The sequence below is a fragment of the Pseudomonas citri genome (genome assembly GCF_025336485.1).
In the GTDB taxonomy this organism is placed as follows: domain Bacteria; phylum Pseudomonadota; class Gammaproteobacteria; order Pseudomonadales; family Pseudomonadaceae; genus Aquipseudomonas; species Aquipseudomonas citri.
The window spans coordinates 18,678-43,878 of sequence record NZ_JAODAB010000032.1 but is presented as its reverse complement, the minus strand read 5'-3'; the positions used below and the strand labels follow the sequence as shown (position 1 = coordinate 43,878).

The following is a 25,201-nucleotide window of genomic DNA, read 5'->3' as shown; positions in this document are numbered from 1 at the left end:
TCGACGGGCGAGCCTCCATTGATGCCTGCGGCAGCGCAGGTTCGATGAAAGTTATCCACAGGCCAGGCATGGGCCTGGCAAGCCAGGTATCCTCAACGACCTGCCAGGGATGTTGCCCTACATTTTTACTGGCCCCGAGCACGCCCCCATCGAACCGTGGGCAACACTCCACAGAAGAGAGCCCCATGAAGTTTCTTTGCACCGCCGCCCAATTGCCTGACAACCACAGTCGCAGCTTCGACATTGATGGAAACAAGTTACTGGCCGTGCGCCGCGCAGACCAGGTCTATATCTATCGGAACCGCTGCCCGCACCGCGGCGTGCCGCTGGAATGGCACCCCGACCAGTTCCTCGACGCCAGCGCCAGCCTGATCCAATGCGCCACCCACGGCGCACTGTTCCTGATCGAAAGTGGCGAATGCGTCGCCGGCCCCTGCGCCGGCCAGTTCTTGGCCCCGTTAGACAGCCGGGAGGACGAGCAAGGCATCTGGGTTGCGCTGTAGCGGCTCAAGCAGCACCGGCAACGGACGGTCGACCCGGATCTGCGTAGGCGTCAACGTGACCCCGTAGGCCAGCACTTCCACCCCCGCCGCCACCGCGTCGCGCAACGCAGCCGCGTAGAGCGGATCGATCTCCTCGGCCGGGCGCACGGCATCGATACCGCTCAAATTCACACAATACAATTGCACCGCCCGCACACCCTCTCGGGCCAGGCACGCAAGCTCCCGCAGGTGTTTCGCGCCGCGCTGGGTCACGGCGTCGGGAAATGCCGCCACCGCCGTGCCCTCGAAACCCAAGGTGACACTCTTGACTTCGACCCAGGCCGTGCCACGTGCGTGCTCCTGTGGATAATCCAGCCGAAAATCGATTCGGCTGTTTTCCTGCCCATAGGCCACTTCACGCTTCAGCCCGGTAAAGCCGTTCAACTCGCTGATAATGCCGGCGCGCAGGGCTTCCTCGACCAACGCATTGGCCCGTGCCGTATTGATGCAGGCCAGCCGGCCTTGCGGGGTTTCGCCTATTTCCCAAGTGCCGGGCAGCTTGCGCTTGGGGTCGTTGGAGCGACTGAACCAGACCCGCGCGCCTTCGGCCATGCAATTGAGCATCGAACCGGTGTTCGGACAGTGAATCGTCAGCAATTCGCCGCGAACAGTCTCGATATCGGCGAGAAAACGCTTATAACGGCGAATCAACCGACCTTCTTCCAAAACGGGATCGAAACGCATCAGCCTTGCCAGCTCCGCAGCCCGCGCTCGATCCGCTCTACCGCTTCCTGCAACCGCGGCAAGCTCTGGGTGTAGGCGAAGCGCACATGGTGACCGGCCTGGTGACGACCAAAATCCAAACCCGGCGTGAAGGCCACGTGCTCGGTTTCCAGGAAGTGCTGGCAGAACCCATAGGCGTCACCGCCGAACGCACTGATATCGGCGTAAAGGTAAAACGCCCCTTGTGGCTCGACCGCGATACCGAAACCCAGCGCCCTCAGGGCCGGCAGCAGATAATCGCGACGCAGCGCGAATTCGGCGCGACGTTGCTCGAAGATCTCGACGGTGGCCGGCTCGAAACAAGCCAGCGCCGCATACTGGGCCATGCTCGGCGCACTGATGTAGAGGTTCTGCGCAAGCTTTTCCAACTCGCCAACGGCGGCCGACGGCGCCACCAGCCAGCCAAGCCGCCAACCGGTCATGCCGAAATACTTGGAAAAACTATTGAGGACAAACGCGTCGTCGTCCACCTCCAGCACGCTGGCGGCGTCGGTACCGTAAGTCAGGCCGTGATAGATCTCGTCCACCACCAGATGGCCGTGGCGGCTCTTGACGGCCTTGGACAACCCGGCCAGCTCATCGCGGGAGAGAATCGTCCCGGTCGGGTTGGCCGGCGATGCCACCAAGGCACCGACACTGTCCTGGTCCCAGTAACGGTTCACCAAGTCGGGCGTCAGTTGGTAACGCACCTCCGGTCCCACCGGCACCAACTGCGCCGCACCTTCCACCAACCGCAGGAAATGGCGGTTGCACGGATAACCAGGGTCGGCCAGCAGCCAATGCTTGCCTGGGTCCACCAGCAAGGCACTGGCCAGCAGCAATGCACCGGAGCCGCCCGGGGTGATCAAGATACGCCGGGGATCGATGCTCACCCCATGGCGCTGTTCATAGAAACCGGCAATGGCTTCGCGCAGCTCGGGAATGCCCCGCGCTGCGGTGTAACGGGTCTTGCCCGTCGCCAGCGCCGCCTGGCCGGCGCGGATGATCGGTTCGGCAGTGGTGAAGTCCGGCTCGCCGATCTCCAGGTGAATCACATCATGCCCGGCGGCCTGCAATTCGTTGGCGCGGGCCAGCAGCGCCATGACATGGAACGGTTCGATGGCGCGGCTGCGTGCACTGTAGGACTGGGCCATTGGCCTTCCTTCACATGAAAAAGAACTGATTCTACCCAACTCTCTGCTCAAGTCAGAAGCCAGGTGCGGGAACGAGCACGAGACTGAAGTTGTCCGATCCCTTGGATCGTTGGAAATGCTGCGGCGATTGATCCAGTCTTGGCTAGAATCAAGCATTGAGCAGGGTGGATATTCCCAACGCCCCGAACCCGACCACGCCTTGCAAGCCCCGGCCACCGCAGGCTCGACAACCGGGAGTAGCGCGGCCCGATTCGATCTGGTAAGTTCGCCCGCTTGCAGCCGCAGGGCCGGCAGGTGTCGGTGATGGAGCAATCCTGCGTAGTGGATTACAAGAGTAGAGGCGGTCCATTCATGCCCACCCAAGCAAAGCAACACCCAAACCAGTCGCTCAGCGGGTTCGAGCCTTATGTCCCGGCAGAGGGCGAAGAGTACATGGGCGTTCCCATGCGCGCGCACTTCACCAAGATCCTGAACAAGTGGAAACAGGACTTGATGCAGGAAGTCGACCGCACCGTGGACCACATGAAAGACGAAGCGGCCAACTTCCCCGACCCGGCCGACCGTGCCAGCCAGGAAGAAGAATTCAGCCTCGAACTGCGCGCCCGTGACCGCGAACGCAAGCTCATCAAGAAAATCGACAAGACCCTGCAACTGATCGAAGACGAAGAATACGGTTGGTGTGAGTCCTGCGGCATCGAGATCGGCATCCGCCGCCTGGAAGCCCGTCCAACCGCCGACCTGTGCATCGACTGCAAGACCCTGGCGGAAATCAAGGAAAAACAGGTCGGCAAGTAACCGCCGACGCTGTCATCGAAAAACGGAGCGTTCACACGCTCCGTTTTTTGTTTCCGGCACTTTATCCAAGCCTACCGCCCGGATCCGGTAACCTCTGCCCTATGACTGCCTCCCCCTACATTGGCCGCTTCGCCCCCACCCCCAGCGGCCACCTGCACTTCGGTTCGCTGGTCGCCGCGCTGGCGTCTTACCTCGATGCCCGGGCCGTGGGTGGACGCTGGCTTTTGCGCATGGAGGATCTCGACCCGCCACGAGAAGAGCCTGGTGCGCAAGCGGCGATTCTCAAAGCGCTGGAAAGCTATGGCTTCGAATGGGATGGGGAGATGGTCCGCCAGAGCGAGCGGCACGAGGCCTACGATCAAGTCATCGATCGTTTGTTCAGCCGAGGCCTGGCCTACGCCTGCACCTGTTCGCGTAAACAACTGGAGCCGTACCAGGGTATTTATCCGGGGTTGTGCCGTAATGCCGGACATGGCCCTGAGGATGCGGCCATTCGCCTGCGCGTCCCGGAGCTCGAATACCACTTCATCGACCGGGTGCAAGGCGAATTCCGCCAACACCTGGGCCGCGAAGTCGGCGACTTCGTGATCCGTCGCCGCGACGGGCTCCATGCCTACCAACTGGCGGTGGTGCTGGACGACGCCTGGCAGGGGGTGACGGACGTCGTGCGCGGCGCTGATCTACTCGACTCCACGCCGCGCCAGCTTTACCTGCAAGAACTGCTCGGGTTGTCGCAACCGCGCTACCTGCATGTGCCGTTGATCACCCAACCGGATGGCCACAAGCTCGGCAAATCCTACCGCTCACCGCCACTGGCGGCCCATCAGGCCACGCCGTTGCTGTTACGGGCGTTACGTGCGCTGGGCCAGCAACCGGGCCTCGAACTGGTCGACGCCAGCCCACGGGAACTGCTGGCCTGGGGCATTCGCCACTGGGATGCCGGCAAGATTCCGCGCACACTGACGTTGCCCGAAGCGCAAATACGTTGACGCCCCTTGCAGCTTGGCATCCATCCGTTACCATCGCCGCACGTTTTCGGGCACGCACTTAGAAAAGAGAGGCCGGGATGTACATCTATCGCTTGGTCCTACTCCTGGTAGTGGGGATCTATCTGTTCTCCCCAGCCATCATGGATTGGTGGATCGACGCCACGGGTGCCTGGTATCGGCCGTATCTGCTGTGGCTGATCCTGATTGTCGTGACCTTTATACTGCAGAGCCAAAAAGATGCCGATGAGCTTTAGCCTGACCCAGATGATCCTGATCAGTGCAGCCTATCTGGCAGTGCTGTTCAGCGTGGCCTGGATCAGCGAACGAGGCATGATCCCCCGGGCGATCATCCGCCACCCGCTGACCTACACCTTGTCCCTGGGCGTCTATGCCAGCGCTTGGGCATTCTATGGCACGGTCGGGCTGGCCTATCAGTACGGCTATGGCTTCCTGTCCAGTTACCTGGGCGTGTCGGGCGCGTTCCTGTTGGCACCGGTGCTGCTTTACCCGATTTTGAAGATCACCCGCACCTATCAACTGTCGTCGCTGGCCGACTTGTTCGCCTTTCGGTTCCGCAGCACCTGGGCCGGCGCGCTGACCACGATCTTCATGCTCGTGGGCGTGTTGCCGCTGCTGGCATTGCAAGTCCAGGCCGTGGCCGACTCCATCAGCATCCTGACCCATGAACCGGTGCAACACCGGGTAGCGCTGAGCTTCTGCGCGCTGATCATCCTGTTCACGATTTTCTTCGGTTCCCGGCACATCGCCACCCGGGAAAAGCACGAAGGCCTGGTGTTCGCCATCGCGTTCGAATCGGTGATCAAACTGATCGCCATTGGCGGCGTCGGCCTCTATGCCTTGTACGGTGTGTTCGGCGGCCCGCAACAGCTCGAGTTGTGGCTGCTGCAAAACCAGACCGCCCTCGCCGCCCTGCACACGCCCTTGCAGGAAGGCCCGTGGCGCACGCTGTTGCTGGTGTTCTTCGCTTCGGCGATCGTGATGCCGCACATGTATCACATGGCCTTCACCGAAAACCTCAACCCACGCTCGCTGGTCAGCGCGAGTTGGGGCCTACCGCTGTTCCTGCTGCTGATGAGCCTGGCGGTGCCGCTGATCCTCTGGGCCGGGTTGAAACTGGGGGCCAGCACCAATCCGGAATACTTCACCCTCGGTATCGGCATCGCAGCCCGTAGCGAAGCCCTGGCCCTGATGGCCTACATCGGCGGCCTGTCGGCGGCCAGCGGCCTGATCATCGTCACCACCCTGGCCCTGTCGGGGATGGCCCTGAACCATCTGGTGCTGCCGCTCTACCAGCCACCGGCCGAAGGCAACATCTACCGCTGGCTGAAATGGACCCGCCGCGCGCTGATCGTGGCGATCATCATGGCTGGCTACGGTTTCTACCTGATGCTGGGCGACGGGCAGGATCTGGCGAACCTGGGCATCGTCGCCTTCGTCGCCACGTTGCAATTCTTGCCGGGCGTGTTGTCGGTGCTGTACTGGCCGACCGCCAACCGCCGCGGTTTCATTGCCGGGCTCCTGGCGGGCATCCTGGTGTGGCTGGTGGCCATGCTGCTGCCGCTGCTGGGCAACCTGCAGGGCTTCTACATTCCATTGCTGAACATGATTTATGTGCTCGACGACACCAGTTGGCACATGGCAGCCATCGCCTCACTGGCGGCGAACGTGCTGATGTTCACCCTGATCTCGCTGTTCACCAACGCCAGCAGTGAAGAAGCCAGTGCTGCCGAAGCCTGTGCGGTGGATAACGTTCGCCGTCCACAGCGCCGGGAATTGCATGCGGCTTCGCCGCAGGAATTTGCCACGCAACTGGCCAAACCCCTGGGTGCCAAGGCTGCGCAAAAGGAAGTCGAACAGGCCCTGCGCGACCTTTACCTGCCCTTCGACGAACGCCGGCCCTATGCCTTGCGCCGCCTGCGTGACCGGATCGAAGCCAACCTGTCCGGCCTGATGGGCCCCAGCGTGGCCCAGGACATGGTCGAAACCTTCCTGCCCTACAAGGCCGGTGGCGAGAACTATGTCACCGAAGACATCCACTTCATCGAAAGCCGCCTCGAGGACTATCACTCGCGCCTCACCGGCCTGGCCGCCGAGCTGGACGCCCTGCGCCGCTACCATCGCCAGACCCTGCAGGAATTGCCGATGGGCGTCTGCTCCCTGGCCAAGGACCAGGAAATCCTTATGTGGAACAAGGCGATGGAAGAGCTCACCGGAATCGCCGCGCAACGGGTGGTCGGCTCACGCCTGAGCACCTTGGGTGAGCCGTGGAGAGGCCTGCTGCAAGGCTTCATCGACCTTCCCGACGAGCACTTGCACAAGCAGCACCTGGCCCTCGACGGGCAGACGCGCTGGTTGAACCTGCACAAGGCCGCCATCGACGAACCGCTGGCGCCGGGTAACAGTGGCCTGGTGCTGCTGGTGGAAGACTTGACCGAAACCCAGATGCTCGAAGACAAACTGGTTCACTCCGAACGACTGGCGAGCATCGGTCGGCTGGCCGCCGGGGTGGCCCACGAAATCGGCAACCCGATCACCGGCATCGCCTGCCTGGCCCAGAACCTGCGCGAAGAACGCGAAGACGATGGCGAACTGACAGAAATCAGCAGCCAGATCCTCGAGCAGACCAAACGCGTGTCGCGCATTGTCCAGTCGCTGATGAGCTTCGCCCATGCCGGCAGCCACCAACATAACGACGAACCGGTCTGCCTGGCCGAAGTGGCCCAGGACGCCATTGGCCTGCTGGCCCTTAACCGACGCAACTTCGAAGTGCAGTTTTTCAACCTGTGCGATCCGGATCACTGGGTCGACGGCGACCCCCAACGACTCGCCCAGGTGTTGATCAACCTGCTGTCCAACGCCCGCGACGCCTCGCCGGCGGGCAGCGCGGTACGCGTCAGGAGCGAAGCCAACGAACACACGATCGACCTGATCGTCGAAGACGAAGGCAGTGGCATCCCACAGAGCATCATGGACCGATTGTTCGAACCCTTCTTTACCACCAAGGATCCTGGCGAAGGCACCGGTCTGGGCCTCGCACTGGTCTATTCCATCGTTGAAGAGCATTATGGACAAATCACCATCGACAGCCCGGCTGATGTTCAAAGCCAGCGCGGCACCCGTATCCGGGTAACCTTGCCGCGTCATGTCGAAGCGACGTCCGCTGTGAACTGAGACCGTCGAGAGAATTGAAACAATGCCGCACATTCTGATCGTCGAAGACGAAACCATTATCCGCTCCGCCTTGCGCCGCCTGCTGGAACGCAACCAGTACCAGGTCAGCGAAGCCGGTTCCGTGCAGGAAGCACAAGAACGTTTCAGCATCCCGACATTTGACCTGATCGTCAGCGACCTGCGCCTGCCAGGTGCCCCGGGCACCGAGCTGATCAAGCTCGGCCAGGGCACGCCGGTGCTGATCATGACCAGCTACGCCAGCCTGCGCTCGGCGGTCGACTCCATGAAGATGGGCGCGGTGGACTACATCGCCAAGCCATTCGACCATGACGAGATGCTCCAGGCCGTAGCCCGCATCCTGCGTGATCGACAAGCGGCGACCAGCAGCCCATCGGAGCCTGCCGGAAAGACTTCCGCCTCGGCAAAAACCGGCGCGAGCGCCAATAACAACGGCGAAATCGGCATCATCGGCTCCTGCCCACCCATGCAGGACCTGTACGGCAAGATCCGCAAAGTGGCGCCGACCGACTCCAACGTGCTGATCCAGGGCGAATCCGGGACCGGCAAGGAGCTGGTAGCCCGCGCACTGCATAACCTCTCGCGCCGGGCCAAGGCGCCAATGATCTCGGTGAACTGCGCGGCGATTCCCGAAAGCCTGATCGAGTCCGAGCTGTTCGGTCACGAAAAAGGCGCGTTCACCGGTGCCAGCGCCGGGCGCGCCGGATTGGTTGAAGCCGCGGACGGCGGCACATTGTTCCTTGATGAAATCGGCGAGCTGCCGCTCGAAGCCCAGGCCCGCTTGCTGCGGGTGCTGCAAGAAGGCGAAATCCGTCGGGTCGGCTCGGTGCAGTCGCAGAAAGTCGATGTCCGCCTGATCGCGGCCACCCACCGGGACCTCAAGAGCCTGGCGAAAATCGGCCAGTTCCGTGAAGACTTGTACTACCGCCTGCACGTGATCGCCCTGAAACTGCCGGCCCTGCGCGAACGTGGCGCGGACGTCAATGAAATCGCCAACGCCTTCCTGGCCCGCCAGAGCGCCCGGATCAACCGCACCGATCTGAAGTTCGCCCCGGACGCCGAGCAGGCCATTCGTCACTATGCCTGGCCCGGTAACGTCCGGGAGCTGGAAAATGCAGTCGAGCGCGCGGTCATCCTATGTGAAAGCCCGGAAATTTCCGCCGACCTGCTGGGTATCGACATCGAACTGAGCGATCTGGACGACGAAGAGTTCGTCAGCCTGGCCCCTCAACCGGGCGGCGCAGCCAACAACACCAGCCACGAGCCCACCGAAGACCTGTCCCTGGAAGACTACTTCCAGCATTTCGTCCTGGAACACCAGGACCACATGACCGAGACCGAGCTGGCCCGCAAGCTGGGCGTCAGCCGCAAGTGCCTGTGGGAACGCCGGCAGCGCCTGGGTATTCCGCGTCGCAAGACCGGGGTCGCCAGCGAAAGCTGAAGCTAGAGCTTCCCACAGCGGGAACGCTCGAATACACAAGTATGTGAAAAAACTGTTACCTCAGCTTTTTTCACGTAACAGAAGCCGGGGTTTACGGTAACGAAACCTCGGCTTTTTTTTGCCCTGAAAAAACCGGCATAACCTTAGAACCCCCGGTTTCGCTGGGCCTCGCAAAAGTTGGCACGCACCCTGCTATAGCTTTGGTACAAGAACAATAACAAGCAATGCAAAAGACAATAAAAACAAGACGAATCGGCTCACGCACAATAAAAACAAGACGGCGAGAGGCGTAGCTAACTGATTCTTTTGGAGAGGCGTTGCATTTGGGGCTTGCCCCACAACCAGGCCGAGAACAATAAAAACTGTCTCAAGACAGGTGCCTGAACTGGTTGGATCGATCGATCACCGCAACACAGCGACCAAAGCAATCCGTTTGCTCTTGGCTCCCGATTGGGAGGGTCACGAAGGGAAAACCTCGTGACGCGGGCACTCAACAAAAACAAGAAGCCCGAAAACCATAATAAAAACAGAGCGCGTAACGAATTCTGGGGGAGCTTCGGCTCCCCTTGTGGTTTCTGTCATTCCGCCCTCCCCCTGCAAACTACAACGCTTATCGCTTGAAGCTTGCAGCTCAAAACTCCTGTGTCCTACACCATCCCCTGACTAAATGCTAGAATCCCGGCCCATCATGCGGTCATCCTTCGTTTTGGCCGAACATTTTTTCAAACAGTGCATCCCATGCTGAAGAAGCTGTTCCAGTCATTCCGTTCTCCCTTGCGTCGTACGCAACACATTCGCAGCACGCCTGAAGTGCTCAACAGTGGCCAGCATTCGTTGCAAAAGGCCCAGTTCAGCCGTTATGCGGTGAACATCGTCGAACGCCTGCAGAACGCCGGTTACCAGGCTTACCTGGTCGGTGGCTGCGTGCGCGACATGCTGCTCAACATCACCCCCAAGGATTTCGACGTGGCCACCAGCGCCACGCCGGAGCAGATACGCGCCGAATTTCGCAACGCGCGGATCATTGGCCGACGCTTCAAACTGGTCCACATTCACTTCGGTCGCGAGATCATCGAAGTGGCGACCTTCCGCGCCAATCACCCGCAAAACGAAGAGGACGAAGACAGCAACCAGTCTTCGCGCAACGAGAGCGGGCGTATCCTGCGCGACAACGTCTACGGCACGCTGGAAGAAGACGCGCAACGCCGCGACTTCACCATCAACGCCCTGTATTACGATCCGGTCAGCGAGCGCATCCTCGACTACGCCAATGGTGTGCACGACATTCGCAATCGCCTGATCCGCCTGATCGGCGATCCCCGCCAGCGCTACCAGGAGGACCCGGTGCGGATGCTGCGGGCCGTGCGCTTCGCCGCCAAACTGGATTTCGGCATCGAAAAACACAGTGCCGCGCCGATTCGCGAACTGGCCCCGATGCTGCGCGAGATCCCATCGGCCCGCCTGTTCGAGGAAGTGCTCAAGCTGTTCCTGTCGGGCAACGCGGCAGACACCTTCGAGATGCTGGTGGACCTGCAACTGTTCGACCCGCTGTTCCCGGCCAGTACCGAGGCCCTGGAGCACAATCCGACCTACACCCACACACTGATCAGCGAAGCGTTGGTCAACACCGACCTGCGCATCCAGCAGAACAAACCGGTGACGCCGGCGTTCCTGTTCGCCGCCCTGCTCTGGCCGGCCCTGCCCGCCCGTGTGCTGCGCCTGCAAGACCGTGGCATGCCGCCGATCCCGGCGATGCAGGAAGCCGCCCACGAGTTGATTGCCGAACAGTGCCAGCGCATCGCGATTCCGAAACGCTTCACGATGCCGATCCGCGAGATCTGGGACATGCAGGAGCGCCTGCCACGGCGCAGCGGCAAACGCGCCGACCTGTTGCTGGACAACCCACGCTTCCGTGCCGGCTACGACTTCCTGTTACTGCGCGAAAGTGCCGGCGAGCAGACCGATGGTCTCGGCGAATGGTGGACCGATTACCAGGACGCCAATGACAGTGAGCGTCGCGAGATGATCCGCGAACTCAGTGGCAAGGACGACGGAACCGGTCCGCGCAAACGCCGTCGCAGCGGTGGTGCCAAGCGCAAGCGTAGCGGCGTGCCGAGCGCATCGGACGAATAATCGATGGAACGCATCTACATCGGCATGGGCAGCAACCTGGCCGAACCCGCCGAACAACTGCGCAGCGCCCTCCAGGCGCTGGCGCAATTGCCCGACACACAGCTGGCCGGCGTGTCGGCGTTCTATCAGAGCGACTCCCTGCTGCCCGGCCAACCGCGCTACACCAATGCGGTCGCGGCGCTGGACAGTCGCCTGGCGCCACTGCAATTGCTTGATGCGTTGCAGGCCATCGAAACCGGCCAGGGTCGCGAACGCCTGGAACGCTGGGGCCCGCGTACCCTGGACCTGGACATCCTGCTGTTTGGCGACCGCCTGATCGACGAACCCCGTCTCAAGGTGCCCCATTACCACATGCATGCCCGGGCTTTCGTGCTCTATCCCCTGGCAGAACTGGCCCCCACCGACCTGCGCCTGGCCGATGGACGCTTGCTCGATGACCTGCTTGCGGCGTGCCCGTTCGTTGGCCTGGAACGCCTACCCTCCAACTGACGCCCCCTCTCCCAGCTGAAACGCGTCAGTAACCCCGGTAACACCCACCGGTAACACATCCAATTGACTTCCCGGATACTCCTCACGACTATAGGCGTCCCGTTGCCGCCAACGCGGCGCCGAAGGGCGCAATCCAGGCCTTACAAGCACCACACATAGAGGGTGCGCCTGTATAAGTGACGAATCATGCGCGTTACTCGCAGTTGTCGAGCGCCTAATGAGGACTTTTTCATGCCAGCTATTACCCTGACCACGCTGCAAGGTCTCAAGCAACAAGGTGAAAAGATCGCCATGCTGACCTGCTATGACGCAACCTTCGCCCACGCCTGCAACGAGGCCGGTGTCGAAGTGCTGTTGGTGGGCGATTCCCTCGGCATGGTGCTGCAAGGTCACGACAGCACGCTGCCGGTGACCACCGCCGAAATGGCCTACCATGTCGCCGCCGTCAAACGCGGTAACACCGATGCGCTGATCCTCGCCGACCTGCCGTTCATGGCCTACGCCACGCTTGAGCAGACCATGATCAACAGCGCGATGCTGATGCAGGCCGGCGCCCACATGGTGAAGCTCGAAGGGGCGTTGTGGCTGGCCGACTCGATCCGGCTGCTGGCCGAGCGTGGTGTTCCGGTGTGTGCGCACTTGGGGCTCACTCCCCAGGCAGTGAATGTCCTCGGTGGCTACAAGGTCCAGGGCCGCAATGAAAACCAGGCGCGGCAGATGCGCGCCGATGCGATTTCGCTGGAGCAGGCGGGAGCGGCAATGTTGCTGCTCGAATGCGTGCCCAGCGAACTGGCCGAGGAAATCACCCAGGCGGTGAAGATCCCGGTGATCGGAATCGGCGCCGGCAACGCCACCGACGGCCAGGTGCTGGTGCTGCACGACATGCTCGGCTTGTCGATCACCGGCCGCACGCCCAAGTTCGTGAAGAACTTCATGAGCGGGCAAACGTCCATCCAGGGCGCCTTGAGTGCCTATGTTGCGCAAGTCAAGGCCGCGACCTTTCCTGGCGCCGAACACGGATTTTCCGCATGAACACCGTCAAGACCGTACGCGAACTGAGGGCCGCCGTGGCCCGTGCCCGGGGCGAAGGCAAGCGCATCGCCTTCGTACCGACCATGGGCAACCTGCACAGCGGCCACATGGCCTTGGTGACCAAAGCGGCACAGCGGGCCGACTTCGTGGTGACGAGCATCTTCGTCAACCCGCTACAATTCGGCGCCGGCGAAGACCTGGACAAATACCCCCGCACCTTGGCGGCGGACCAGGAAAAGCTGCTCCAGGCCGGTTGCCACCTGCTGTTCGCCCCGAGCGTCGAAGAAATGTACCCCGACGGCATGGCCGGGCAGACCCGGGTCAGCGTCCCGCAATTGTCCGAAGGCCTATGCGGCGCCAGCCGTCCGGGGCACTTCGAGGGCGTGGCGACAGTCGTCAGCAAACTGTTCAACATGGTCCAGCCTGACCTGGCGGTATTCGGTCAGAAAGACTTCCAGCAACTGGCAGTCATCCGCGCATTGGTCCACGACCTGAACATGCCGATCCAGATCATCGGCGAACCCACCGTTCGCGCCGCAGATGGCCTGGCGCTGTCGTCGCGCAATGGCTTCCTCAGCCCCGAGCAGCGCGCCGTCGCGCCGGTGGTCTACCGTGGCCTGAGCCAGATTGCCGAGGCGATCCGCCAGGGCCAGCGGGATTTCCCGGCCCTGATCGCCGAACAGATCAAGCAACTCGAGGCCGCGGGCCTGCGTCCCGACTACCTGGAAATCCGCCATGCCAGGACCCTGCGACCCGCTACGCCGGAAGATCGCGACCTGGTGATCCTGGTAGCGGCGTTCCTGGGCACCACGCGCCTGATCGACAACCTGCACCTGGACCTCGACGCGCCTGCCTGAACGCTGCAAGGCCCCTGTGGGGATGCCCTGAGGAAGCAACGCTTTGCTCCCTCAGGGTCCGCGCCAACAGGACTCGCACAGTGATCGAATGTGCGGTAACACCTCATTGCACCTCCATCTGTCGGACCGCTCCGACCCCCTTGTATAAAAAAGTACCGGCAAGCGGTCTGACAAAGCCAAGACAGATCGCAGCGCGAGGTTTACTGTAGTCGCCCTGCGTCCGGCGATCATGTCGATGCAGTGTCCGGGCACGCCGCCTCGAGCCGCGCCGGAATTTTTCGTGTACAAAAGGTCGTTCAAGTAAAAAGGAAACCCGCAGCGATGGCGTATTACCGAACCCCTCATGACGTGACCGCTCTGCCTGCCTGGCAAGCGCTGAATGACCACCGCAAAGCCATGCAGGATTTCAGCATGCGCGAAGCGTTCAATGCCGATCCGCAGCGTTTCACTCAATTCACCCTGTCGAGCTGCGGCCTGTTTCTCGACTATTCGAAAAACCTGATCAACACCCAGACCCGCAACCTGCTGGTGGGCCTGGCCAACGAAGTCGACCTCAAGGGCGCGATCAAGTCGCTGTTCGAAGGCGAAATCGTCAATGCCACGGAAAATCGCCCTGCCCTGCACACCGCCCTGCGCCGGCCGGTGGGCGACAAATTGCTGGTGAACGGTGTCAACGTGATGCCGGACGTGCACAAGGTGCTGAACCAGATCACCGACCTGGTCGGCCGCATCCACGATGGCCTGTGGCGTGGCTACACCGAGAAGCCGATCACCGACGTGGTGAACATCGGCATCGGTGGCTCCTTCCTCGGCCCGGAACTGGTCTCCGAAGCGCTGTTGTCCTACGCGCAAAAAGGCGTTCGCTGCCACTACCTGGCGAACATCGACGGCAGCGAGTTCCATGAGCTGACCATGAAGCTGCGCGCCGAAACCACGCTGTTCATCGTCTCGTCGAAATCCTTCAACACCCTCGAAACCCTGAAGAACGCCCAGGCCGCCCGCGCCTGGTACCTGGCCCAGGGCGGTTCCGAAGCGGAGCTGTATCGTCACTTCATCGCCGTGTCGAGCAACAACGCCGCCGCCGTAGCCTTCGGTATCCGCGAAGAAAACATCTTCCCGATGTGGGACTGGGTCGGCGGGCGTTACTCGCTGTGGTCGGCCATCGGCCTGCCAATCGCCCTGGCCATCGGCATGTCCAACTTCAAGGAACTGCTCTCTGGTGCCTACACCATGGACCAGCATTTCCAGACCGCGCCGTTCGAACAGAACATGCCGGTGCTGCTGGCTTTGCTGGGCGTGTGGTACGGCAACTTCTGGGGCGCGCAAAGCCACGCGATCCTGCCGTACGACCACTACCTGCGCAACATCACCAAGCACTTGCAGCAGTTGGACATGGAATCCAACGGCAAGAGCGTGCGCCAGGACGGCACACCGGTGTCGACCGACACGGGCCCGGTCATCTGGGGCGGCGTCGGCTGCAACGGCCAGCACGCCTACCATCAGTTGCTGCACCAAGGCACCCAGTTGATCCCGGCTGACTTCATCGTGCCGATCGTCAGCTTCAACCCGGTCGCCGACCATCACCAGTGGCTGTACGCCAACTGCCTGTCCCAGAGCCAGGCGCTGATGCTGGGCAAGACCCGCGCCGAGGCCGAAGCCGAGCTGCGGGACAAGGGCATGAGCGAAGAAGAGGTGCAGAAGCTGGCGGCCCACAAGGTGATTCCGGGCAACCGTCCGAGCAACACCCTGGTGGTCGAGCGCATCAGCCCCCGTCGTCTTGGCGCGCTGGTAGCGCTGTACGAACACAAGGTCTTCGTGCAAAGCGTGGTCTGGGGCATCAACGCCTTCGACCAGTGGGGCGTGGAGCTGGGCAAGGAATTGGGCAAGGGCGTCTACAACCGCCTGGTGGGCAGTGAAGAAAGCCCGGCCGAAGATGCCTCGACCCAAGGTCTGATCAACTACTTCCGCGGACGTCACCGCGGCTGATCGACAGGGCCTTGTGGGAGCAAAGCTTGCTCCCACAAGGCCCCCACAGCTGCTTTGCGCATGACTTGAACCCTCAGGCGACTGGGCGCATCTTTATGGCTTGTTGCAAAAACAAGAATAAGGAACCGTCATGTTCGATATCAGCCAGTTCCCCCAAGCCGATGCCGTACGCCGGGCTGCGCAACTGAGTCAGGACGAGTACCAGCGGCTCTACAAAGAATCCATCGAACACCCCAGCACCTTCTGGGCCGAGCAGGCCACGCGCTTTCTCGACTGGATGGCGCCCTGGCAGACCGTCCAGCGCTATAACCTCAAGGTCGGCGAGGCCACCTGGTTCGCTGGCGGCAAGCTGAACGTCAGCGCCAATTGCATCGACCGTCACCTGGAAACACGCGGTGACCAGATCGCGATTATCTGGGAAGGCGACAACCCCGCCGAATCGGCACAGATCACCTACAAAAAACTGCACAACCATGTGTGTCGCCTGGCCAACGTCCTTAAAAGCCGTGGCGTGAAGAAAGGCGACCGGGTGTGCATCTACATGCCCATGATTCCGGAAGCGGCCTACGCCATGCTCGCTTGCACCCGCATCGGCGCGGTGCATTCGGTGGTGTTCGGTGGTTTTTCGCCGGACTCTCTGCGCGACCGGATCCTCGACGCCGACTGCCGCACCGTGATCACCGCCGACGAAGGCGTGCGCGGGGGGCGCTTCATCCCGCTCAAGCGTAACGTCGACCAGGCCCTGGAAAGCTGCCCGAACGTCAGCACCGTGCTGGTGGTCGAGCGCAGCCAAGGCGAGGTGAACTGGGTCGAAGGTCGCGACCTGTGGTACCACCAGGCCATGCACGAGATCAGTGACGACTGCCCCCCCGAACCGATGGACGCCGAAGATCCGCTGTTCATCCTCTACACCTCCGGCAGTACCGGCAAACCCAAGGGCGTGCTGCACACCACCGGCGGCTATCTGCTGCAAGCAGCGATGACCTTCAAGTACGTGCTCGATTACCGCGACAACGAAGTGTTCTGGTGCACCGCCGACGTCGGCTGGGTCACCGGCCACAGCTACATCGTCTATGGCCCACTGGCCAACGGCGCCACCACGCTGATCTTCGAAGGTGTGCCCAGCCATCCCAGCAGCTCGCGCTTCTGGCAAGTGATAGACAAACACCAGGTCAACATCTTCTACACCGCGCCGACCGCCCTGCGTGCGCTGATGCGCGAAGGCTCCGGGCCGTTGCAGGAGACCTCGCGCAAAAGCCTGCGCCTGCTTGGCAGCGTCGGCGAGCCGATCAACCCGGAGGCGTGGGAATGGTATTTCAACGCCGTGGGCGAGCAGCGCTGCCCGATCGTCGACACCTGGTGGCAGACCGAGACCGGCGGCATCATGCTCAGCCCGTTGGTGAGCGCTACACGACTCAAGCCCGGTTCCGCTACCCGGCCGATGTTCGGCGTGCAACCGGTGCTGCTCGATGAGGCCGGCAAGGAAATCAGCGGCCCCGGCAGCGGCGTGCTGGCGATCAAATCCAGCTGGCCGGGGCAGATCCGCAGCGTCTACGGCGACCATCAGCGCATGGTCGATACCTACTTCAAACCGTATCCCGGCTACTACTTCACCGGCGACGGCGCGCGCCGCGACGAAGATGGCGACTACTGGATCACCGGGCGCATCGACGACGTGATCAACGTCTCCGGGCACCGTATCGGCACCGCCGAAGTGGAAAGCGCCCTGGTGCTTCACGACAGCATTGCCGAGGCGGCTGTCGTCGGTTACCCCCACGACCTCAAGGGCCAGGGGATCTATGCGTTCGTCACGCCCATGAACGGGGTCGAGGCCAATGACGAGTTGAAGAAGGAACTGCTGGCCTACGTCAGCAAGGAAATCGGCAGCTTCGCCAAGCCGGAATTGATCCAATGGGCACCGGCGCTGCCCAAGACCCGCTCAGGCAAGATCATGCGGCGCATCCTGCGCAAGATCGCCTGCAACGAACTGGACAACCTTGGCGACACCTCGACCCTGGCCGATCCAAGCGTGGTGGAGGGACTGATCGACAAACGCCTGAATCGCTGAAGCAACCGTGGCGAGGGAACTTGCTCCCGCTGGGGCGCGAAGCGCCCTCTGGTTTTGCAGCAGTCATCAGCCGTACTGGCGTCTGCTGCGCAGCCGAGCGGGAGCAAGCTCCCTCGCCACAGAGGGCTGCCTGGCTCATCTTTGTATGCGATACCCGAATAGCCATAGCTGCTAAACTCCCGCGCCTCATTTCCCTAAGGCCCACCCGGCATGTCCTCCTTGAATCAGGCGCTGCGCGCCGCCCTCGACCAGCGTCAGGAACTGCTCGGCCAGTTGCGCCAGCAAGGCACCGACTGCTATCGCCTGTTCCACGGCAGCCAGGAAGGCGCACCCGGCCTGACCGTCGACCGCTACGGCCCACAATTGCTGGTGCAGAGTTTCCACCAGTCGCTGACCCGCGACGCCCTGCTGCAGATTCACGGTATCGTCAACGAGCGCCTCGGCCTCGACAGCCTGCTGGTCTACAACGACCGCTCCCAGGGCAATTCGCGGATCGACCGCCAGGACACCGTCTACCAAGCTGAAGAGGCCGCCTTGGTGGATCTGGTTGGCCATGAGTGGGGCCTGAACTACCGCGTTCGCGGTCGCCACGCCGGACAAGATCCGCTGCTGTTTCTCGACCTGCGCAACGCCCGGGGCTGGGTCAAGGAACACAGCCGCAATAAAAGCGTGCTGAACCTGTTCGCCTACACTTGTGGCGTCGGCCTGAGCGCCGCGGCCGGCGGTGCGCGCGAGGTGTGCAACCTGGACTTCGCCGAGGGCAACCTGGCGGTGGGTCGCGAGAATGGCCTGCTCAACCCCGATTTGCCGCCCATGCAATTCATACAGTCGGATTACTTCCCGGCGATCCGTCAGTTGGCGGGCCTGCCTGTCAGTCAGCGACGCGGGCAAAAACTGCCGAGCTACGTTCGCCTGGAACAGCGCCAGTACGACCTGGTCCTGCTCGATCCGCCGGCCTGGGCCAAAAGTGCTTTCGGCACCGTCGACCTGTTGCGCGACTACCAGAGCCTGCTGAAACCGGCATTGCTCGCCACCGCCGACGATGGCGTGCTGATCTGCTGCAATAACCTGGCAAAAGTACCGATGGACGATTGGCGCGAACAAGTGCTGCGTTGCGCAGAAAAGGCGGGCCGGCCGGTGCGCGAATGGCGCGCGCTGAGCCCCGCCAGCGACTTTCCTTCGCTGGACGGGCAACCACCGCTGAAAACCCTGATCCTGCAACTCTGAGGTCTCAGATGAATTCCTACGCAGAAAACGGATAAATCTCTTAGATCACAGTGGCTTCGGAACCGTAAACGCATGCCATACTCCAACGCACTCCGATTCACATCAGATGAAACCGCACATGTCCAAAGGATTGATTCGCGCTTTCGGCGCCCTGTTGACCGCACTGGCACTCTACAGCCTGTTGGGTTTCCTGATATTGCCGGGCATCGCCTTGCGGATCGCCAACCAGCAGCTGGCCGAGCACGCCACGGTGCCGGCGCAGATCCAGCGCATCGAACTCAATCCATTCAGCCTTGAACTCACCCTGTGGGGGCTGACCGTCGGCGAACCCGGCAAGGAGCAGGTCGGCTTCGATCGACTGTATGCCAACCTGCAGATCGACAGCCTGTGGTCGGGGGCGCTGCACCTGGCCGACATCGAACTGGACAAGCCCAAGACCGAGGTCGTGTTCGCCAAGGACGGCCAGTTGAACCTGTTGGGCCTGTTCAAGTTGCCGGTCAGCGAGCCAACCCCCGCCAACCCCGAGGCCAAACCGTTCCCGTTGCGGGTCGATCGGATCAAACTCGCCACCGGCTACGTCCACTTCCAGGACCTTCGCCCCAGCGAACCCATCGAATTTCTTTACGACACCCTCGACTTCGAACTGAAGAACCTCAGTACCCTGCCCGATGACAGCGCCGACATGACCTTGGTCGCCGCCGGCCCGGCAGGTGGGCAAATCGACTGGAGCGGCAATTTCAGCCTGTCGCCGATTGCCTCCGAAGGCAAACTCAAGGTCACCGATGGCCAGATGAAAGCCTGGTGGCCGTACGTGCGTGATGCCGTGCCGCTGGCGCTGGAGAACGGCGTCCTCAACCTGAGCACCGACTACAAGCTCAACCTGGGCAAGGCCACCGAACTGCTGCTCAGCAATGCAGCGATCAGCGTCGCGCCCTTCTCGATCAAGGCGCCCGACGGTCGCCCGCTGGTGAAACTTGAACGCCTGGATGTCAGCGAAACCACGCTGGACCTGGCCAGGCAGCAAGTGGTGGTGGGCAAGGTCCGCAGCCAGAAACTGGAAACCTGGGCCGCTCGCGAGGCGGATGGGCAGCTCGACTGGCAAAAGCTCTTCGCCAGCCAACCGGCCAAGCCGCCCGTCAAAGCCGAACCGGCATCCGCCCCGGCGGCGGCCGACTCCCCCAAGCCGCCTCCCGCCGCCAGCAAGCCATGGCAGGTGCTGCTGAAGGACGTGCAACTGCGCAATTACCAAGTGCATCTGGCCGACCGCCAGGCCCAGCCTGCCGTTGCCCTTGAAGTCGGCCCGCTGAACCTCGACCTGCAAGACTACGACACCCTCAATGGCTCGCCTTTTAGCCTGAAGCTGGACACGGGAGTGGGCAAACAGGGCAAGCTCCTCGCCGACGGCCAGGTCAACCTGAACCCGATCACCGCCAAGCTCAACGTCAAGACCCAGGACATCGACCTGCGCGTCGCCCAGGCCTACATCAGCCCGTTCATTCGCCTGGAACTGCGTTCCGGGATGCTCGGCAGCGACCTGGCCGTCAACCTCAAGAGCGTCGAGCCACTGGCCTTCGCCATTACGGGCCGCGCCCAGGTCGACCAATTACACACCCTCGATACCCTCAAGACCCGCGACTTCCTCAAGTGGCAGAGCGTGGTGGTCGAAGGCCTCGATTATGAACACGGCGACAGTCTGTCCATCGACAGGATCAACCTGTTCCAACCTTACGCGCGCTTCATGATCAACGAAGATCGCACCACCAACATCGATGACCTGCTGATCCCGCAACCGGCTGATGGCGGCGCGAAGAAGGCCGCGGCCAAGCCGGAGTCCCGGCAGAAACCACTGGGTATCCACATTGGCGGCATTGCGATCAATGACGGCTCGGCGAACTTCGCCGACTTCAGCCTGACACCCAACTTCGCCACTGCCATCCAGCAGCTCAACGGCCAGATCGGCACCATCGACAGCCGCCAGGCAAAACCGGCCAGCGTGGACGTCAAGGGCAAGGTCGACCGCTACGCACCGGTCACCATCAAGGGCGCAGTCAACCCCTTCGACCCGATCGCCAGCCTCGACATCGCCACCAGCTTCAAGCGGGTCGAGCTGACGACCCTGACCCCCTATTCCGGCAAGTTCGCCGGCTACCGTATCCGCAAGGGTCGACTCAACCTGGACCTGCATTACCGCATCACCCAGGGCCAGCTCCAGGCCGAGAACAAAGTAGTGGTCGAGCAATTGCAGCTAGGGGAAAAAGTCGATAGCCCGGACGCCGTGAGCCTGCCGCTCAAGCTGGCCGTCGCGCTGCTGAAGGACTCCGAGGGCCGGATCTCCATCGAACTGCCGGTTTCCGGCAACCTCAATGACCCGCAGTTCAGCGTGATGCCGATCATCTGGCAGACCTTGCGCAACCTGGTGGTCCGGGCAGCCCAGGCGCCATTCAAGCTCATCGGTGGGCTGGTGGCCGGTGGCGGTTCCGAAGACCTGGGCAGTGTCGCGTTCGCCCCCGGCTCCAGCGAACTGAGCAAGGAAAACGAAGGGGTGCTGCTCAAACTGTCCGAGGCCCTCGCCAAGCGTCCGGAGCTGCGCCTGGAGATCGAAGGCACCGCCGCCGAGGGCAGCGATGGGCCACTGCTCGCCGCTCAGCGCCTGGAGCGCGAGTACCAATACACCTATTACAAGATGCTCCAGCGCCGCGGCGACAAAGTGCCGGCCCAGGCCTCATTGCTGCAAGTGCCGGAGGATGAAAAGGCACCGCTGCTCGAGGGTATCTACCGCACCCGTCTCAAGGGCCAGCCGCCGGCCGAATGGACGCAGTTGGATAAGAAGGCCCGCATCGACAAACTGCGCGAGAGCGTGATCCAGTTCTGGAGCGGCAGCGATGTGCTGTTGCGTCAACTGGGGCAGGAACGGGCCAGCAGCATCAAGGATTTCCTGGTGGACAAGGGCCAATTGGCCGACGACCGCGTCTACTTCATCGATGCCAACATCGGCCAGGCCGAAAGCGATGGACGCGTGATCACCCCTCTGCACCTGGATGCCGAATAAAATGCCGCACCTCCTGTATGGCCTCAGCCTGGGTTTGCTGTTCGCCGCTGGTTCCGCCTCGGCTGCCGATACGCTGCGCTGTGGCAGCCAGTTGATCAGCGTCGGTGACCGCGCCAGCGAAGTGCTGCAAAAATGCGGACAACCCATGGCGCGTGACGACCTGGGTTACAAGCGCAGTGTCAATCGCCGCGAAGAATACCCGGTGGAGGAATGGACCTACGGCCCCAACAGCGGCATGTACCAGTACCTGCGTTTCGAGGGCAATCGGCTGGTGCAGATCACCAGCAAGCGGGGACGTTGAATGAGGCTGGCAGCGACACCGTAATCGCGAGCAAGCTTTGCTCCCACGGATTTTTGGCTGACCGACAGGCATCAGGACTAACACATTCTTTTTCATCCAGAATAGAACAGGCCCCCGGCAAACGCCGCGGGCCTGTGGCGGCCACGTCCCTGTGGCCTTTCGCATGAACTGCAAAGCAGCGGCAAGCGTATGACTCAGCCCGCTTGCCGCGCCTTCTCCCGGGTCCAGGCGAGAAGTCTTGGCCTTATTCGGTCTTCAGGCCATCAGCCGATACGGCTTGTACACCTTTGATTTTCTTCGCGATGGCGACAGCGGTTTCCTTTTGTGTCTTGGTCACGGCCACATTGGAAGACAGGGACACAACACCCTTGTTGGTTTCAACTTTGATATCGGTGCCTGGGATGCCTTTTTCGGTGACCAGGTCAGCTTTGACCTTGGTGGTGATCCAGGTGTCCTTGGTTTCTTCCTTGGCTTTGGTCACTTCACCGGCAGCCAGCGTCATTGGAGCCTGGGTCGCTTGAGCAGTCTCGGCAAATGCGTTAGCCATGGTCAAGGTCAGTGCGGTAACAGCAGCAGCAGTGATAGCGAACTTCTTCATACGAGTAACTCCTGTTTTGCTCAGAAACTGCCGGACGTGCATCCCGGCAGGGGTATCAGGAGTGGTGCGAAGGCTGTGCCAATTTTTAAGTATTTAATAACTTCATGTTAATCAAATAGTTAAACGAAACGGCAGTTTCCACGATCATGCAAAATGCAAGACCGGGGGATTTTGGACATGCAACTTGCGGGTTTGGACCTTTCCCCTAAGCGTTTGAATTGCGAAGGCTTTCGGGAAACCGGACGCTTGCTCCCGCAAGAAGCACTGCCTTCAAGCGGGAGCCAGCCCCGTTAAACGCCAGGACAACCAGCCGGCAGGTACTCCTTGGCGGCAGTGGATGCACATGTCCACACCCCAGTGGCATCACGACTGAGCGTGATCGTCTTGCCCACCACAGCAGCCGGGGCTTTCAGCAGCGTACAGACGATGGTGCCTGTCCCCGCCGAAGCGGTACCAGTAACTGCAACTGTGCAGTTACTGGTGGGCGAAGTGACGCCCATGTTGGTCAAAGTGGGATCGGTCCCCTGATTCATCATATCTTCGTAAGGCACCTTCATTGCGGTGATCTCCCCCAGTCCCGCCGTGGCCTTGGCCCGCGCCTGATACTTGGAATATTGTGGCAACGCAAACGTCGCCAGGATGCCGATGATCGCCACGACGATCAGCAGCTCGATCAAGGTAAAACCATTCTGCTTGCTCATAGTCATCTCCATAGCATGAGGCGGAATCTCATGTCCTGAATCAGCCATAGCACGGCACATGCCAACCACCTCGGGCCCACCAGCAAAGGGTTTCGCGGGGCGAAGGCCCGCCAGGGGAGCCTCAACAACCGCACTATCTGACATTTTTTGTCACCCTGCCCCGCTGGTTTGGCGACGATGCTTGACTAGGCTATAAGTCATGAACTGTCTGCGTCGGGTATTTCCATGAATGACATCGCCCTCAGCGGCCTGACCAAGCAACTGGTGCTGGCCGAACTGATCACCGAGCAAAATGCCCAGCAGGCCCATCAACAGGCCCAGCGAAATCGCATGCCCCTGGTCAGCTACCTGGTACAGAACAGACTGGTCCAGAGTCGCCAGGTGGCGGAAATCGCTTCGGAACATTTTGGCGTCGCCCTGCTGGACCTCAACAGCTTGGACAAAGACAGCCAGCCGGCTGGCCTGGTCAGCGAGAAACTGGTGCGCCAGCATCACGCCCTGCCGTTGTGGCGACGCGGCAACAAGCTGTTCATCGGCATCTCCGACCCAACCAATCACCAAGCCATCAATGACATCCAGTTCAGCACCGGGCTGACCACCGAAGCCATCCTGGTGGAAGACGACAAGCTCAGCGACGCCATCGACCGGTTCTTCGAATCCAGCAGCACCGGCCTGGAGGGCATGGGCGATGTCGACCTCGATGGCCTGGACATCGAATCGGCCGACGACCACAAGCAAGACAGCATCGCCGGCCATGACAGCGACGACGCACCCGTGGTGCGGTTCGTCAACAAGATGCTGCTGGACGCGATCAGGGGCGGCTCCTCCGACCTGCATTTCGAACCCTATGAAAAAAGCTACCGTGTCCGGGTGCGCACCGACGGCATGCTGCGGGAGGTGGCCAAGCCACCGATCCAGTTGGCCAACCGAATTGCCGCGCGCCTGAAAGTCATGGCCAACCTGGATATTTCCGAGCGGCGCAAACCCCAGGACGGCCGGCTGAAAATGCGCCTGTCAAAGACCAAGTCCATCGACTTCCGGGTCAACACCCTGCCCACGCTGTGGGGCGAAAAAGTGGTGATCCGGATCCTCGACCCGTCCAGCGCGCAGATGGGCATCGATGCCCTGGGCTACGAGCCGGACCAGAAAGAGCTGTACCTGGCCGCCCTCAAACAACCCCAGGGCCTGATCCTGGTGACCGGGCCGACCGGCTCGGGCAAGACCGTTTCGCTCTACACCGGGCTGAACATCCTCAACACCGTGGACATCAATATTTCCACCGCCGAAGACCCAGTGGAAATCAACATGGAAGGCATCAACCAGGTCAACGTGAACCCGCGCCAAGGGCTGGATTTCGCCCAGGCCCTGCGCTCGTTCCTGCGCCAGGACCCGGACGTGATCATGGTCGGCGAGATCCGCGACCTGGAAACCGCCGAAATCGCCATCAAGGCCGCCCAGACCGGCCACCTGGTACTCTCCACCCTGCACACCAACAGCGCCGCCGAAACCTTGATCCGTCTGCAGAACATGGGCATTCCCGGCTTCAACATCGCCACCGCCGTGCATCTGATCATCGCCCAGCGGCTGGCACGCAAGTTGTGCAACCATTGCAAGAGGGCGATCGAGCTTGCGCCGGAAACACTGCTCAAGGAAGGCTTTCCCCGGGAACGCATCGGCGCCTTCACGATCTATGAGCCGGTCGGTTGCGAACAATGCAACCATGGCTACAAGGGACGCACGGGGGTCTACGAGGTGGTCAAGAACACACCCGAGCTGCAACGGTTGATCATGGCCGAAGGCAACTCGCTGGAAATCGACCTGCAAATGCGCAAGGACGGTTTCAATGACCTGCGCGCCTCGGGGCTGCTCAAAGTGATGCAGGGCGTCACCAGTCTCGAAGAAATCAACCGGGTCACCAAGGATTGAA

The 25,201-nt window shown here is 61.6% G+C and carries 20 protein-coding genes; 16 read left to right on the top strand and 4 right to left on the bottom strand.

The window, feature by feature from the left end; all coding sequences use genetic code 11:
- Nucleotides 1-185: 185 nt before the first annotated feature.
- A complete protein-coding gene (locus tag N4Q37_RS24890; RefSeq protein ID WP_260962641.1) occupies nucleotides 186-503 on the top strand; it encodes a Rieske (2Fe-2S) protein in 318 nt (105 codons plus the stop codon).
- On the opposite strand, the gene sfsA is transcribed toward N4Q37_RS24890, so the two are convergent.
- The gene (gene sfsA / locus N4Q37_RS24885; RefSeq protein ID WP_260962639.1) at nucleotides 459-1,226 is read right to left on the bottom strand and encodes a DNA/RNA nuclease SfsA; all 768 of its coding nucleotides are present in this window, start codon (nucleotides 1,224-1,226) and stop codon (nucleotides 459-461) included. The two genes, N4Q37_RS24890 and sfsA, sit on opposite strands and share 45 nt — an antisense overlap.
- Nucleotides 1,226-2,398, bottom strand: coding sequence for a pyridoxal phosphate-dependent aminotransferase (locus tag N4Q37_RS24880; RefSeq protein ID WP_260962637.1), 1,173 nt, complete (start codon nucleotides 2,396-2,398; stop codon nucleotides 1,226-1,228). Before N4Q37_RS24880 ends, sfsA begins: the two co-directional genes overlap by 1 nt.
- Before the next feature lie 351 nt (nucleotides 2,399-2,749).
- Here N4Q37_RS24880 and dksA point away from each other — a divergent pair, with 351 nt between their 5' ends.
- From dksA to N4Q37_RS24810, 14 genes are all read left to right on the top strand, one after another.
- Complete coding sequence (gene dksA / locus N4Q37_RS24875) at nucleotides 2,750-3,193, top strand: RNA polymerase-binding protein DksA (protein WP_260962635.1); 444 nt, start codon at nucleotides 2,750-2,752, stop codon at nucleotides 3,191-3,193.
- 101 nt (nucleotides 3,194-3,294) lie between these two features.
- Nucleotides 3,295-4,182, top strand: a complete 888-nt coding sequence (gene gluQRS / locus N4Q37_RS24870) for a tRNA glutamyl-Q(34) synthetase GluQRS (protein ID WP_260962633.1) — start codon at nucleotides 3,295-3,297, stop codon at nucleotides 4,180-4,182.
- 77 nt (nucleotides 4,183-4,259) lie between these two features.
- Nucleotides 4,260-4,436: a hypothetical protein gene (locus N4Q37_RS24865; RefSeq protein ID WP_003176118.1), complete on the top strand. Its 177-nt coding sequence runs from the start codon at nucleotides 4,260-4,262 to the stop codon at nucleotides 4,434-4,436.
- Nucleotides 4,420-7,374, top strand: coding sequence for a sensor histidine kinase (locus tag N4Q37_RS24860; protein WP_260962630.1), 2,955 nt, complete (start codon nucleotides 4,420-4,422; stop codon nucleotides 7,372-7,374). Before N4Q37_RS24865 ends, N4Q37_RS24860 begins: the two co-directional genes overlap by 17 nt.
- Nucleotides 7,375-7,396: 22 nt before the next feature.
- Nucleotides 7,397-8,833: a sigma-54-dependent transcriptional regulator gene (locus tag N4Q37_RS24855; RefSeq protein ID WP_260962627.1), complete on the top strand. Its 1,437-nt coding sequence runs from the start codon at nucleotides 7,397-7,399 to the stop codon at nucleotides 8,831-8,833.
- Nucleotides 8,834-9,571: 738 nt separating this feature from the next.
- On the top strand, nucleotides 9,572-10,966 hold the full coding sequence (locus tag N4Q37_RS24850) for a polynucleotide adenylyltransferase PcnB (protein ID WP_260962625.1): 1,395 nt from the start codon (nucleotides 9,572-9,574) through the stop codon (nucleotides 10,964-10,966).
- Between the two features lie 3 nt (nucleotides 10,967-10,969).
- Nucleotides 10,970-11,455 (top strand): 2-amino-4-hydroxy-6-hydroxymethyldihydropteridine diphosphokinase, encoded by a 486-nt coding sequence (gene folK, locus N4Q37_RS24845; protein WP_260962623.1) that lies wholly within the window; start codon nucleotides 10,970-10,972, stop codon nucleotides 11,453-11,455.
- Nucleotides 11,456-11,686: 231 nt separating this feature from the next.
- Nucleotides 11,687-12,487 (top strand): 3-methyl-2-oxobutanoate hydroxymethyltransferase, encoded by an 801-nt coding sequence (gene panB / locus N4Q37_RS24840; protein WP_260962621.1) that lies wholly within the window; start codon nucleotides 11,687-11,689, stop codon nucleotides 12,485-12,487.
- On the top strand, nucleotides 12,484-13,344 hold the full coding sequence (gene panC, locus N4Q37_RS24835) for a pantoate--beta-alanine ligase (protein ID WP_260962619.1): 861 nt from the start codon (nucleotides 12,484-12,486) through the stop codon (nucleotides 13,342-13,344). Before panB ends, panC begins: the two co-directional genes overlap by 4 nt.
- A gap of 321 nt (nucleotides 13,345-13,665) precedes the next feature.
- Nucleotides 13,666-15,330, top strand: coding sequence for a glucose-6-phosphate isomerase (gene pgi / locus N4Q37_RS24830; RefSeq protein ID WP_260962617.1), 1,665 nt, complete (start codon nucleotides 13,666-13,668; stop codon nucleotides 15,328-15,330).
- A gap of 130 nt (nucleotides 15,331-15,460) precedes the next feature.
- Nucleotides 15,461-17,398 (top strand): acetate--CoA ligase, encoded by a 1,938-nt coding sequence (gene acs, locus N4Q37_RS24825; protein ID WP_260962615.1) that lies wholly within the window; start codon nucleotides 15,461-15,463, stop codon nucleotides 17,396-17,398.
- 210 nt (nucleotides 17,399-17,608) lie between these two features.
- Nucleotides 17,609-18,625: a class I SAM-dependent rRNA methyltransferase gene (locus tag N4Q37_RS24820; protein WP_260962613.1), complete on the top strand. Its 1,017-nt coding sequence runs from the start codon at nucleotides 17,609-17,611 to the stop codon at nucleotides 18,623-18,625.
- 118 nt (nucleotides 18,626-18,743) lie between these two features.
- Nucleotides 18,744-21,674 (top strand): DUF748 domain-containing protein, encoded by a 2,931-nt coding sequence (locus tag N4Q37_RS24815; protein ID WP_260962611.1) that lies wholly within the window; start codon nucleotides 18,744-18,746, stop codon nucleotides 21,672-21,674.
- A gap of 1 nt (nucleotide 21,675) precedes the next feature.
- A complete protein-coding gene (locus N4Q37_RS24810; protein WP_260962609.1) occupies nucleotides 21,676-21,975 on the top strand; it encodes a DUF2845 domain-containing protein in 300 nt (99 codons plus the stop codon).
- 244 nt (nucleotides 21,976-22,219) lie between these two features.
- On the opposite strand, the gene N4Q37_RS24805 is transcribed toward N4Q37_RS24810, so the two are convergent.
- A complete protein-coding gene (locus N4Q37_RS24805) occupies nucleotides 22,220-22,573 on the bottom strand; it encodes a BON domain-containing protein (RefSeq protein ID WP_260962608.1) in 354 nt (117 codons plus the stop codon).
- Between the two features lie 290 nt (nucleotides 22,574-22,863).
- Nucleotides 22,864-23,274 (bottom strand): pilin, encoded by a 411-nt coding sequence (locus tag N4Q37_RS24800; protein ID WP_260962606.1) that lies wholly within the window; start codon nucleotides 23,272-23,274, stop codon nucleotides 22,864-22,866.
- A gap of 225 nt (nucleotides 23,275-23,499) precedes the next feature.
- On the opposite strand from N4Q37_RS24800, the gene pilB reads away from it, so the two are divergent.
- Nucleotides 23,500-25,200: a type IV-A pilus assembly ATPase PilB gene (gene pilB / locus N4Q37_RS24795; protein ID WP_260962604.1), complete on the top strand. Its 1,701-nt coding sequence runs from the start codon at nucleotides 23,500-23,502 to the stop codon at nucleotides 25,198-25,200.
- The last annotated feature ends 1 nt before the right edge of the window (nucleotide 25,201 follow it).